The organism is Hymenobacter sp. 15J16-1T3B, assembly GCF_020711235.1.
Classification (GTDB): Bacteria; Bacteroidota; Bacteroidia; order Cytophagales; family Hymenobacteraceae; genus Solirubrum.
Genome location: NZ_JAJFAV010000024.1, coordinates 21645 through 34587, shown reverse-complemented (window position 1 = coordinate 34587; position 12943 = coordinate 21645). Strand labels below are relative to the sequence as shown.

Below are 12943 nucleotides of genomic sequence, written 5' to 3'. Positions count from 1 at the left end.
AGGCGGCCTCCGCGTTTCGGCAGGGCAGCAATGGCCGGCAGCCTCAGGCCGCCGCGCCGGCCGGCAGCGTAATGCGGAAGGCGGTGCCCACGCCCACGGCGCTGTCGACGGCCACCCGGCCGCCGGCCTGCTGCACGATGCGGTTCACCAGGTACAGGCCGAGGCCCGAGCCGCCCACGTGGTCGTGGAAGCGGCGAAACAGCTGAAATAGGTCGGCGCCGAAACGCGCCAGATCGATGCCCAGGCCGTTGTCCTGCACCAGCAGCACCGGTTCGTTGCCGACGAGCTCGGTGCGCACCAGCACCACCGGCGCGCGGTCGGGGTGGCGGTATTTGAGTGCGTTGGAGAGCAGGTTGTAGAGGATGCTTTGCAGGTTGAGCCGGGAACACCGCAGGGCCGGCACCGCGTCGAATTCCAGCCGGAAGCTGGCGCCGGCGGCCGTAGCCTGTTCGTGCATGCTGCGGATAACGTCCTGCGCCAGCGGCAGCAGCGCCACTGGCTCCGTGGCGTCTTCGGCGGTGCGGCGCTCCACCTGCACCACTTCCGAGAGGCCCTGAATGGTGTTGTGGATCTGCCCGAGGGCGGCCTCAAACATCTGCATCAGCTGGGGCGCCTCGGGGTCGTGGAAGGTGGCGGTGCGCTTCAGCTCTTGAAACACGCCGGCCAGGTTGTACACCGGCTGGCGCAAATCGTGGGAGGCGGTGTACACGAAGTTATCCAGGTCCTGGTTGATGCGCGTGAGCTGGCGGTTGGTCAGGGCCAGCTCCTGGTTGATGGCTTGGGTTTCCCCGTTGGCAGCGCGCAATTCGCGGTTGGTAGCGGCCAGTTTGCGGCTGGCCAGCCGCAAGGCTTCGGCCAGGCCTTTTTGCTGGTGCACGTCGGTGCTGGTGCCAAACCAGCGCGTAATCTGCCCTTGCTCGTCGCGCAGGGCCAGGGCGCGCATCAAAAACCAGCGGTAGCGGCCGTCGTGGCGGCGCAGGCGGGCCTCCACCTGGTAGGGCTGGCCCGAGTGCAGGCTGGCGGCCCATTGCTGCCGCACGCGGGGCAGGTCCAGGGGATGAAAATAGTCCGTCCAGCCGTCGTAGAGGCCCTGGGCCACGGAGCCGCCGGTGTAGGCGCACCACTGCTCGTTGCAGTACTCCACCGCGCCGGTGGGCGTAGCCGTCCAGACCAGGTGCGGAATGGCGTCGGAGAGCAGGCGCAGCTCCCGCTCGCTCTGCTCCACCCGGCGGCGGGCCTGCACCTGCGCCGTCACCTCGTAGGCAAACACCAGCACCCCGTCGATGCGGCCGTCGGCGTCGTGGCGGGGCTGGTAGATAAAGGTGAAGTACCGGTCCTCCACCGGGCCGTCGGGCTGGCGGGCGGCTTGCACCAGCATTTCGCGGCCCTCGTGGGGCGTTCCGGTTTGGTAGACCCGCTGCAGAATCTGCCAGATGGGCTGCTGCACAAACTCGGGCATGGCCTCGGCCAACGGCCGGCCCAGCAGCTGGCGGTCGGGGAACAGCCGCTGGTAGCCGGGGTTGACCAGCTCGTACACCAGCGCGGGGCCGTCGAGTACGCAGATGGCGGCCGGGGCCTGCATGAAAAAGCGTTCCAGGCGGGCGCGTTGTTGTTCGGCCTCGGCGCGGGCGGCTTCGGTTTCGTGGGTGCGCTGCGCCACCCGCTGTTCCAGCTCCTGGTTGAGCTGGCGCAGTTCCTGCTCGGCCTGCTGCAGGGCGGCGTTGTTGCGGCGCAGCCCCTCGTTGACCTCGGCCAGCTCCTCGTTGGCGGCGCGCAGCAGCATGTTCAGGGCGCGCAGTTCTTGCTCTTTTTCCTCCAGCAGCTGGCGAGCCTGCACCTGCGCCGTCACGTCGTAGGCAAAGCCCAGCACCCCGTCGGGGTGGCCGGCCGCGTCGCGGGTGGGCTGGTAAATGAGGTTGTAGTAGTTGCGGGTCGGCTCGCCGGTGGGGCCCTGCGCGAGCTGCACCAGCGTTTCGGTGGCGGCGTGCGGTTCGCCGGTGCGGTAGGTGGCCTCCAGCAACTCGAGCACGGGCTGGCCCGCCAGCTCGGGCAGGGCTTCGCGCACCGACCGGCCCAGCAGGGGACGCCGGCCCGCCAGGGCCCCGTGCTCGGCGTTGACGAACTCAAACACGTGCTCGGGGCCGCGGTACATGGCCACCAGGGCGGGCGCCTCCATCAGCAAGCGGTACAGGCGGTTGCGCATGGTCTCGGCCTCGGCACGGGCGTCCTGCTCCCGGGCCTGGCTGTCGCGCAGCACCTGCTCCACGGCGGTGCGGGGCTCGGCGGCCGTATCGGTGAGGCTGACGAGCAGGCCGGGCCCCACGCGGCGGGCGGCCAAGCGGTAGTAGTTGTCGAGACCCTGGCGCTGAAACAGCACGGCGAAGTGCAGCGGCGTGGGCGAGGCCAGGGCCTGGCAGTAAAAGTCGAACACGCCGGCCGGGGCCGCGCCGGGAAACACCTGCAGCAGGGTGCCCGCCGGCCGGGCCGGCAGCGCCAGAATGCGCTGCGCCGCGGGGTTGAGGTAGGCGTAGGCAAAGTCCGTGACCGGGCCCGCAGCACCGGGCGCGGCGAGGGGCCGCAGCAGCAGCAGCCCGGCCAGCGACACGTCGAAGACGCCCGCCAATAGCTCTTCCGGCGGAAAAGCCGCCCACTCCTCGGCCGGCGAAAACTCGGAAGCAGCGTCGGAAACGGTCACAGCAAATCGGGGAAAAACGCAACGCCGGGCACACCCCGGTCAGATCAGCAATGGGCTTACGGGGCCGGCCGGGAAAAGATAGGGCGGCGCAAGCGCCCGCCAAAGTAATCGGCCCGGGCCAAAAGTGGGCGGCCCGCCCCCGACCCCGGAATTGCCGGAGCCGGCGGGCGGGCCGCGGGGCTAAGCAAGGCTACCTAGTAGGAGCGGCGCTGGTCGCGGTCCTGCCAGTCGCGGCGGTCGTCGCGGTCATCGTCGTCGCTGAAGAGGTGCGACACCCGGTCGGCCATGCGACCGAAGAAGCCGCGGTGCTCGTCGCGGTCGTGCCGGTCGTCCTCGTCGTGGCTGCCGCGGATGGTGCGGTAGCGGCTGTTTTCGTCCGCGTCGTAGAAGTTCTGGCTGTAGTCGTCGGTGCGGCGGCCGTAGCTGTCCGACCGGCCCTGGCCGTACTGCCCGTAGCTGCTGCCGGAATTGCTGCTGTATCGGTCCGAACTGCCGTAGCGGTTGCCCGGGCGCGCGTCGCGGTCCTGCTCGTAGCGGTTGCCGCTCCGGCCCGCCGACGACTGCTGCCAGGAGTTGTTTCGGTCGCCGCGGCCGTACATATCCGGGTCGGAGCCGCTGGTGTAGGCTTGCTGGCCGTAGCTGCTGCCGTAGCCGTTGTGGTTGCGCGCGTCGTAGTCAGCGGGGGCCTGGTAGTTGCCCACGTTGCGGCGGTCCGACGTGCCGCCGCGGTTCACGCCCTCTTGCTGGCGCGACTGGCCGTAGCTCTGCTGGTTGCCGTAGCTGGCGCGGTTCTGGCGGCTGTCGTCGTGCCAGCTGTTTCGGTCCCAGTCGCGGCGGTTGTCGGCCGACGAGCCGCTGCTGTAGCCGTCGTTGCCGCTCACGCCGCGGGTGTTATCGTCCTGATCCTGCCAGCGCTGCTGGCCGCGGCGGTTGTCGTCGAAACGGTTGTTCCAGTCGCGGTTTTGATTGGCGTAGTTTTGATTGCGGCCGCGGTAGTCGCGGTCCTCATCCGGGTGCTGATTGTAGTTGGCCATGATGGGAATGAGGGTTTTGGTTTGTCTGTGGGTGTACCCACCGGCCGCGGCAAAGGTTGCGTTACGGCCGGGCCGCGGCAGCGGCCGGCCGGGGTACTGTGATATTGCTTTTTTAGCCCAAAAAGGCGACCCAAACGCCCCTGGGCGCAGGTGACGCCGTCCGGCCCAGCCGCACGCAGGGGCTGAGGTGAAGTGGGCGCAAAACGGGAAATAGCGTGGGACCCGCCGACGGACAATCTGGCTTGGGAAAAAGCCGCCAACGCCCACCTTTGCGGCGTGATAGGTCGAATCATTCGGTTTTGGTGGAAGCTGCTCCGTTCCGCGGTGGCGGGCCGCAGCGCCTTGGCCGGTTGCGGGGTCGGGCTGGCCACGCTGTTCGGCGGCTGCGCCGGCGGACGGCCCGGGGCCTCAGTCAGCGGAGGCGGCACCCCGCCGGTGCTGGTGCAGCAGCTGGCTTGGTTTGATGCGGCCCGGCAGCGGTCCGTGCCGGTGACGCTGTACCTAGCCGATACCGCCGCCGGACGGCGGGCGGCCCCGCAGCGCGCGGCGCAGAAAGTCGCCATTCTCAACCACGGCTACGGCAGTTCAGCCACGGCTTACTCGTTTCTGGCGCGCTTGCTGGTGGCCCACGGCTACGTGGTGGCCAGCGTGCAGCACGAGCTGCCCGGCGACGCCCCGCTGCCGCCCGCGTCGGCCCATTTGTACCAGGACCGCCTGCCCAGTTGGGAGCGGGGCGCCGCAAACATTCTCTTCGTGCGCCGTCAGCTGCGGCGCACGCGCCCCCGCCTCGACTACCGCCACTTGCTGCTGCTCGGTCACTCCCACGGTGGCGACATGGTCGCGCTGCTGGCCGGGCGGCAGCCCCGGCTGGCTGCCGCCGTTATCACGCTCGACAACCGCCGGGTGCCGCTGCCGCGGCGGCGCCACCCCCGGATGCTCACCCTGCGCAGCAGCGACCAGCCCGCCGACCCCGGCGTGCTGCCCAGCGCGGCCGAGCAGCGGCGGTTTCGCATGCGCGTGGTGCCCCTGCCGGCCACCTTGCACAACGATATGTGGGACGGCGCCAGCCCCGCGCAACAGGCCGAAATGAGCCGGGTTATTGCTGCGTTTCTCGGCGAGCCGACGGGCCGCTAAGCTCGCTCGCCCCACCCCGGCCGCGAACTGCTGAAACGGGCGCATATATACCCGGCCGGCTGCCTATATTTCCCGGGGCCAGCGCCGTTGCCGGGCCCGGTGTGTTCCTTACCTCGCTTCCCATGAACCAGCCCAATCAACTCCTGGCCCCGATGAAAGACGCCCAGCACCGCGAAGTCGGCGGGGTACAAGTCGACGTGGTAGCTACCGGCGCGGCCCGCGTCAAGCGCATCATTTACCCGGCGGGCTTCCGCTGGTCGGCGCACATGCAGCCGGTGGTGGGCACGGCCCTGTGCATGCACGCCCACGTGGGCTTTCTGGCCCAGGGCAGCATCAGCATCCGCTACGCCGATGGGTTCGTGCAGGAGTTTGTGGCCCCGCAGGCCGTGGCCATCGAGCCTGGCCACGACGGCTGGGTGGTGGGCGAGGGGCCGGCCGTGCTCATCGAGTTCGATTTTGAAGGCAACACCGTGGAACGGCTCGGGCTGCCCACGGTGCACGGCAAGGCGTAGGCACCGCGTCGCCCGCAACAAAAGGCCCGGGGCCGCGTGGTACCAACGCGGCCCCGGACCGGGCTTTTTCCGCAATTCAGGGCCGGGCCGCCAGCGCCGCTTCGATGGCTGCAGCCGCCTCCGAGGAGGAAGGCCGGGGGGCGTGGTCGTTGAGTATGCGGCCGTCGGGGCCGATCAGCCAGTAAAACGGCACGCCCTGCTGTCCGTAAAGCCGGCGCAGGGCCTCGTCGGTGGGCTGGGCCCGAAACTGCGCCTGGTTCGGGCCGCTGCCCAGTCCGTCGGCCAGCAGAGCGCGCTGCCAGGCCGGCGCCCGGGCGTCGATGGACACGCCCACGAACAGCACCTCGGGCCGGGAGGCAAAGCGGCGGCGCAGCGCCAGCAGGGCGGGGGCTTCGGCCCGGCAGGGCTGGCACCAGCTGGCCCACACGTCGAGGTACACCAGCCGGCCCCGCAGCGTATCGAGGCTGACGCTGCGGCCCCGGGCGTCGATGAGCTGAAACGCCGGCAGCGGCTGGCCGGGGGCGGTGCGTTGGTATTGAGCAGCTTGCCGGGTCAGGGGGGCCAGCCAGGGCGAAGCGGGGTACTGCCGGCGAAAATCGGTCAACCGGGGGGCTAGCTCCTCGGACCGGCCGTGGGCGAGCAAACGGCTGAGCTGCCGGGCCAGCAGCCAGTCCTGGCTGGGGCCGGCGGGCAGCACCTGCCGCAGCGTGTCGTAGCTCCAGGCAAACTGCCGGGGAATGAAGTCGGCAAACACCATCCGTTGCCGCCGGGCACGCAACAGGTGAAAGCCGAGCATGTCGCCGTAGAGTCGGTAACTGAGGGAGGGCAGGCTGGAATCGGCCGGAAAGGGCAGGGCGGCGGTAAAATCGTAGTAGGCGTCGGGCAGGCGGCGCACCACCGCGCCCTGCATGGGGCGGCGGTACTCGTAATCGGTGGCGGCGCCCAGCAGCACCCGGCCCCACTCGTAGCCGATGGCGGCGGCTTCCTGCCGGCAGAAGGCGGGCGGCAGGTGGTAGCGCTGAACGGCTTCGGCCAGCACGGCTTCCGCCCGGCTGCGAAAGGCATCGGCCCGGGCGCGCAGCTGCTCGGGGCTGCCCGGGGTGCGCCGGCCTTCGGGGGCGAGGTAGAAATCGGCGGTGCGCTGGCGCAGCTGGGTCAGGCGGTAGTAATTGGGGTCGGCAGCCAGGCCGCTGAACTGCAGGCTGTTATCAAAGCGGCGCGCGTCCGCCTGCAGCTCCAGCGTGTCGCCGGGCAGCAGCCACAGCTCGGCGTACTGGCGGCCGTGGATCAACTGCACGGCCGTGGGCCCGTCGAGGCTGTCGAGCACGGCCGCGAAGGTGCCCTGGGCGCTGAGGCGGACGGTGACAACGCGGGTCCGCTCGGTCAGCCAGTCGCGCCGCTGGAGCTGCACCACCGAAGCGGTAGGGTGCAGGAGGCGGCCCCGCACGACGGCCCCGGGCGGAGGCGGACCGGCCAGGGCCAGCTGGAAGAGGCTGGGCAGCAGGAGCAGTAAGCAGAAGCGCATAAGGCTGATCGAAAAACGGGATGATGGCCAAAGAAAGCCGGAATATGCGTCGCCCGGCCGGAAACATCCGCCCCAACATCCGCGTTGGCGAACTTGCCGCGCCATCCGTACGCTACTACATGTCTGCTTTTCCCATTTCCCTCGACCAGGCTCCTTTTCAGAACTCTTTCGCCGACGCGCTGCGCGCCGACCCTTCGCGCGAACTGCAGCCGCGGCAGGTGCCCGGCTACCATTACTCGCCGGTGCAGCCAACCCACGTCAAAGACCCGCACCTGCTGGCCTGGAGCGAGGAGTTGGCCGCCGAGTTGGGCCTGCAGCGCCCGCCCGAGCGCGGCCCGGCCGTGGAGGTGCTGGCCGGCAACCGCGTGCTGCCCTCCATGCGGCCCTTCGCGGCGCGCTACGGCGGGCACCAGTTTGGCAACTGGGCCGGGCAGCTCGGCGACGGTCGCGCCATCGGCCTGGGCGAGCTGACGGCCCCGGACGGCTCGGCCTGGGAAATCCAGCTCAAGGGCGCCGGCCCCACGCCCTACTCGCGCCGCGCCGACGGCCGGGCCGTGCTGCGCTCCTCCTTGCGCGAATTTCTCTGCTCCGAGGCCATGCACTACCTCGGCGTGCCCACCACCCGGGCCCTGAGCCTGGTGGGCACCGGCGAGTTGGTGGTGCGCGACATGTTCTACAGCGGCAACCCCCAACCCGAACCCGGCGCCGTGGTGGCCCGGGTGGCGCCCTCCTTCGTGCGCTTCGGCAACTTCCAGATCTTTGCCGCCACCGGCGAAATCGAGCAGCTGCGCGAGCTGACGGACTACGTCGTCGGCCGCTTCTACCCCGAATTGGGCCCGCCCTCGGCCGACGTGTACGTGCGCTTTTTCGGGGAAGTAGCCCGGCGCACGGCCGTGATGGTGGCGCACTGGATGACGGTGGGCTTCGTGCACGGGGTGATGAACACCGACAACATGAGCATCCTGGGCCTGACCATCGACTACGGCCCCTACGGCTGGCTGGAGCCCTACCAGCCCGACTGGACGCCCAACACCACCGACTTTGCCACCCACCGCTACGCCTTCGGGCAGCAGCCGCGCGTGGCGCTGTGGAACCTGATGATGCTGGCCCAGGCCCTCTCGCCGCTGGTGGCCGATGTGCAGGCCCTGCGCCCGGCCCTCGACGAGTACGTGCGCATCTTCACGGCCACCCGCAACGCCCAACTGCGCCGCAAGCTCGGCCTCACCCGCCAAGCCGAATTGGACGACGCCCCTTTGCTCGACAGCTTGCAGGAAGCCCTGGCTGCCGCCGAAGTCGACATGACGGTGTTCTTCCGCCGCCTCGCCCACGAAGTGCCCGCGCTGCTCACCCGCCCCGCAGAAGCCGACGAGGCTCTGGAAGCGCTGCTGACGGCCGCGGCCTACCCCGAGTCGTCGGCGGAGGGGCTGCGGCAGCTGCGCGAGTGGCTGGGCCGCTACCTGGAGCGCCTGCGCCAGGAGCCGGCCGACGCGGCCAGCACCGGCGCCGCCATGCTGGCGGCCAACCCCAAGTACGTGCTGCGCAATTACCTCGCCGCCCAGGCCATCGAGGCCGCCGAAGCCGGCGACCTAGCCCCGCTCAACCGCTTGTTCGAGGTGCTCAAGCGGCCCTTCGACGAGCAGCCCGAGCACGACGACTTAGCGGCCAAGCGCCCCGAGTGGGCCCGCGACAAGCCCGGCAGCGCCACGCTTTCCTGCAGCTCCTAGTCGCTGGGCCAGCCGCGCCGCGCCAGCTGACCGCGTGCTACAACCCAGAGCGGCCCACTCTGCGCGCCCGAGTGGCGTGCGAGCGGGCCGCAGTCGGTGCAGCGGGTAAGAAGCGGCTAGCGGACCACTTCCAGACGCCCCTTGTAGCTCGTGCGGCCCTGCCGCAGCAGGTAATAGTAAGTGCCGGGCGGGGCATCGGCGCCCCAGTCGTGGCGGTAGGCCGGATTGCGGTAGACCTCTCGGCCCCAGCGGTTGAAGACCGTAAGTTCCCAGTCGCCGCGCGTCAGCCCGTTGACGACGAACCGGTCGTTTTGCCCGTCGCCGTTGGGGGTGATGACGTTCGGAAGGAACAGGCAGCTCTGGTAGCTCACGCGCCGCGCAACGGTGCGCGTGTCGCAGAGCGAGCTGACGGTCAGCGCGTAGCTGCCCGGCTCGGTAACGGTGAGCGTGGGGCCGGTGGAGCCGTCGGACCAGCGGTAACGCAGGCCCGGGCCGCTGAGGGCAGGGGCGCGCAGCACCAGCGGCTGCTCCAGGCACAGGGTCGTATCGGCGCCGAGCGTGAAGGCCGGAGCCGGCGGGGCCGGCTGCACCAGCAGCGAGTCGCGGCTGGTGCAGCCGCCGGCGTAGGTCAGGAGCACCGCGTAGAGCCCGGGGCGGGCGACGGTGATGCCGGGCGTGGTGGCACCGGTGTTCCAGCGGTAGCTGAGCGCGTCGGGGTTGACTGCCGTGAGCTGTAGGCTCTGGCCCGCGCACAGCAGCGTGTCGCCGCTCACCGAGGCGACGCTGGCCACGGGCGGGCCCACGGTATGGGTGGCCGTGCGGCGGCAGCCGTCGGCGAAGCTGGCCGTAACCGAGTACGTTCCGTGCGTCCCCACGAGCAGGGTGGCGGTGGTGGCGCCGGTGTTCCACAGGTAGCCCGTCACGGCCGCGCCGCTGGCCGCGGCCGTGAGCGTGGTGCTCTGGCCCGGGCACAGCTGCTGCCGTCCGCTGATGCTCACCGTGTTGGCCGCCACGATGTGCGTAGCCGTAACGGCACAACCGCTGCCAAAGCGCGCCGTCACGGCGTAGGCGCCGGGCGTCGTGACGGTAATGCCCGCAGCGGTGGCGCCCGTGCTCCAGAGGTAACTCTGCGCCCCCGGGGCCTGCGCCGCCAAGGGCAGGGCAGTGCCGGGGCAGATGGCGGTGGCGCCCGTAATCTGCACGCTCGGGCTGATGCTGCGTACCCGAATACGCTCCGTCAGGGTGTAGCCCCCGCGGAACGTGGTCGTCACGGAGTAGGTGCCGGGGGCGGTGACGGTGATGCTCGGAGTGGTGGCGCCCGTGCTCCACAGGTGACCCGTCACGGCGCCGGTGGTCTGGGCCGCCAGTTGCAGCTGCCCACCCTGGCAAAGCAGCGTGTCGCCCGCGAGCCGGAGCGAGGGAGGCGGCTGGGCCCGGGTCAGGAACGTGGAGTAGTAAAGCCCCGGCAGCGTCAGGCCCTGGCCAAAATCCAGCAACGGCGAGCTGTAATTGCCGGCTATGCTGGGGGTGGAACGGCCCGGCGCCAAGGCAATGCAAGTCGCCGCGTCCTCGCGCGTGCCGCGCACCTCAATGACCCAGCGCCAATTGCCGGCGGCGTCCAGCTGCCCCACGAAGGCGTCGTTGGAGCCCGCGCTGGTCAACGCCGCCGAGCCGATCTGCGCGGTGCCGTAAAAAACACCGCCGACGTAGCAGTTGCCGGCGGCGTCCAGCGCGAGGGCGTTGGCGGCCCATCCGCCGTTGCTGGAGCCGATCGACGGCCGGACCCAGCGGTAGCCGCCGTTGGCGTCCAGTTGGGCCACGTAGGCGGTGAGCGTCGTCGGGGGGCTGGTGAGCGTGATGGAGCCGAAGCTGTAGGTGCCGCTGAAACTGCCGCTAAAACGGCAGTTGCCGCTGGCGTCGACGGCCAACGCCGAAGTCAGCCAGAGCTGGCCCGGCGCGAGGTTGCTGCTGGGCACTGCCCAGCGGTAGGTGCCCTGCGCGTCCAGTTTGCTCACGAATGTGCAGCCCGTGGCAAGCGTCAGCGGGCCAAACCGGTTGTTGGCACCCACGCTGAAGCCGGTCTGGTACACGTTGCCCTGGGCATCGAGGGCAATGGCCAAACCGCCGTCCGCGTCCGGCCCGCCCCCGGCCACGGCCCGGCCCCAGTTGCCTTGGCTGTCGATGCGCGCCACGAAGGCGTCGGGATTGACGGGCCAGGACGTCGCAACCGAGTTGGTCAGCGTGGTGCTGCCGAAGGTGGCCGCTTGCCAGAACTGGCCGGTGATGTAGGCCGTGCCCGCCCGGTCGACGGCAATGTCGGCGCTGCGGTGCGGGCCGTTGCCTCCGGGGCATCTGGCCCACAGCCAGTTGCCGCTGCTGTCCAGCTTGGCCACGAAGGCAGCGTACCCCGGTACTTGCGGATTGCGGACGACGGGGCTGGTGAGCGAAATGCTGCCGAAGGAAGCCGTCGTGCTGATGAAATACCCCGTCACGTACACGTTGCCGCGGGCATCGAGGGCTAGGCCCAGGCCCTCGTCGCCGTTGTCGTTGCCGCCCGCCTGCCGCACCCAGCGCAGGGTGCCGCGGGCGTCGAACTTGGCCACGAAGATGTCGTTGCCGAGGTTGGACGCGTTGTAGGTGGCGGTGCCGAAACGCACCGTGTTCCGAAAGCCCCCGGTCACGTAGGTGTTGCCGGCCGAATCGGTGGCCATGTCGTTTATGCGCGAGTCGCCGACAAAGCCGCCCGTCGGCGCGGACGCCGACACCGTGGCGGCCCAATCGAAGGAAGGCGCTTGCGCCCGGGCCCGGCCGCTGCACAGCAGGCCGCAGACAATAAGGCAGCTCACGCGTAGCTGCCGGAGTAACCAATAAGTCAAGTGAATCGGGGATTGGTGACAGGGTGGAGTAGCGCCGCCAGGCCGCTGCCATAACACTAAGCGGCAGCCGCGCTCCGGGTGGGGCCCGGCGGTAAACGCATTCCACAACGCCGGCGGGGCCTTTCTGGTATGCCCGCGCTGCAAGCAGTGCTAGCGTTGGGCCCACCTGGCGGATGAGCGGCGCAGCAGCACGCGCTGCCGGCCCGCCGGCCACTCCTCCTCGACTCCGCCGGTCACAGGGCCAGTTCCAGCACCAGCACCAGCGCGTCGTTGCTGAGGGCTTCCAACTCCACCGCGGCGGTATTCCAAAGGGCCAGGCCGTCTTTTTCGTGCAGCAGGCGGCCTTCTACTTCGAAGGCGCCGGCCACCACAAAGGCGAACAGCTGCGCGTCCGCGGCCAGCTGAAAAACCGCCTCGTGGCGCCCCGCGAAACGGCCCAGGTGCAGCCCGAAGCCCAGGCCGCTGCCGGCGGGCACCACGGCGGCCAATTGATTGTCCAATGCTGCGGCGGAAAAAGCAAAGCGCTGCGAAGCCGGCAGCGGGGCCGGGGCATCGAGCCAGAGGTGCAGGAAGTTGACGACATCCGCCGTGTACGGGTTCCGAAACCCGGCGTCGGCGCCGGCCGGCAGGGGCAGCAGCAGCGCTTCGCCCGCGTCGACGGCGGTGGGCGTGCCCTGAGGGCCGGTCACGCGCACCTCGCCGGTGATGGGCAGCACCAGCAGCAGGGCGGGCGCCTCGGCGCGGAAGCGCACCGACTGCCCGCCGGCCAGCAACTCGTCGTTCAGGGCACGCAGGCGGCCCACGGGGCCCTTGTGCGCGTCGGCGTAAGGGCCGAAGCGCAGGGTGCAGTAGCGCCGGAACTGCGCGGTTTCCAGCAGCCCGCGCTGCTCGGCCAGAAAGATTTTAGCGGGCGTCTGCTTCATCGGGCGGAGCGGCAGGCAGCAGGGTGCTGATGGCGAGAAAGGGCTGCAGGGCCACCAAGTGGGTGGGCTGGCCCGCGCCGGGTGCGGCGGGCGCTGCCCCGGCCACCGACACCAGCAGGTTGGTGCTGATGGTGTCGTGCCAAGTCAGCGCGTCGGAGTAGAAGTTGACGGCAACCTGGTGGCGGCTGCGGTCCTGCAGGTCGGAGTTGATGAGCTCGAATTGGAACTGGCTGAACGGCAGAAAGCGGCGCCCCAGGTTGTCGACAATGTCGGGCACCAGCCCGCCGAGTTGTTGCAAATAGCCGCGCACGGCCGCGCTGACCAGGAAATGCAGCCGCTCGGCCCCGGCCACGTGCTGCAGCAACTGCCCAAACGTGCGGTGCTGCCGCGCCGGGTCCAGCGTTTGCGCCTGCAGCCGAAACTCCTGGTAGGTGTCCTCCCACACCAGCCGGTCCCAGGCCGTCGTGGCCGCGGCGTCGATGATTTTGCGGTAGCAGAGCGTGATGGTGCGGGGCATGGA

The 12943-nt window shown here is 70.0% G+C and carries 9 protein-coding genes; 3 read left to right on the top strand and 6 right to left on the bottom strand.

Annotated elements, in window-relative coordinates:
* Window positions 1–43 precede the first annotated feature (43 nt).
* Together LJ737_RS25600 and LJ737_RS25595 are read right to left on the bottom strand one after the other, a co-directional pair.
* Complete coding sequence (locus LJ737_RS25600) at window positions 44–2695, bottom strand: PAS domain-containing protein (protein ID WP_227769624.1); 2652 nt, start codon at window positions 2693–2695, stop codon at window positions 44–46.
* Between the two features lie 194 nt (window positions 2696–2889).
* Entirely contained in the window at window positions 2890–3729 is an 840-nt protein-coding gene (locus LJ737_RS25595; RefSeq protein ID WP_227769623.1) for a hypothetical protein, read from the bottom strand.
* Between the two features lie 276 nt (window positions 3730–4005).
* Between LJ737_RS25595 and LJ737_RS25590 the strand changes: the two genes are divergently transcribed.
* Together LJ737_RS25590 and LJ737_RS25585 are read left to right on the top strand one after the other, a co-directional pair.
* The gene (locus tag LJ737_RS25590; RefSeq protein WP_227769622.1) at window positions 4006–4863 is read left to right on the top strand and encodes a serine aminopeptidase domain-containing protein; all 858 of its coding nucleotides are present in this window, start codon (window positions 4006–4008) and stop codon (window positions 4861–4863) included.
* 122 nt (window positions 4864–4985) lie between these two features.
* A complete protein-coding gene (locus LJ737_RS25585; protein WP_227769621.1) occupies window positions 4986–5375 on the top strand; it encodes a cupin domain-containing protein in 390 nt (129 codons plus the stop codon).
* Window positions 5376–5451: 76 nt separating this feature from the next.
* Here the strand turns inward: LJ737_RS25585 and LJ737_RS25580 are convergent, their stop codons facing one another.
* Window positions 5452–6900, bottom strand: a complete 1449-nt coding sequence (locus LJ737_RS25580; RefSeq protein ID WP_227769620.1) for a TlpA family protein disulfide reductase — start codon at window positions 6898–6900, stop codon at window positions 5452–5454.
* A 119-nt stretch (window positions 6901–7019) separates the two neighbouring features.
* Between LJ737_RS25580 and LJ737_RS25575 the strand changes: the two genes are divergently transcribed.
* Window positions 7020–8624, top strand: a complete 1605-nt coding sequence (locus LJ737_RS25575) for a protein adenylyltransferase SelO (protein WP_227769619.1) — start codon at window positions 7020–7022, stop codon at window positions 8622–8624.
* 116 nt (window positions 8625–8740) lie between these two features.
* Here LJ737_RS25575 and LJ737_RS25570 read toward each other — a convergent pair whose 3' ends face one another.
* The 3 genes from LJ737_RS25570 to LJ737_RS25560 form a co-directional block, all read right to left on the bottom strand.
* Complete coding sequence (locus tag LJ737_RS25570; RefSeq protein ID WP_227769618.1) at window positions 8741–11500, bottom strand: T9SS type B sorting domain-containing protein; 2760 nt, start codon at window positions 11498–11500, stop codon at window positions 8741–8743.
* 233 nt (window positions 11501–11733) lie between these two features.
* Window positions 11734–12423 carry a pirin family protein gene (locus tag LJ737_RS25565; protein WP_227769617.1) on the bottom strand — a complete coding sequence of 230 codons (690 nt, stop codon included), beginning with the start codon at window positions 12421–12423 and terminating at the stop codon, window positions 11734–11736.
* Complete coding sequence (locus tag LJ737_RS25560) at window positions 12404–12940, bottom strand: hypothetical protein (RefSeq protein WP_227769616.1); 537 nt, start codon at window positions 12938–12940, stop codon at window positions 12404–12406. Before LJ737_RS25560 ends, LJ737_RS25565 begins: the two co-directional genes overlap by 20 nt.
* Window positions 12941–12943 lie beyond the last annotated feature (3 nt).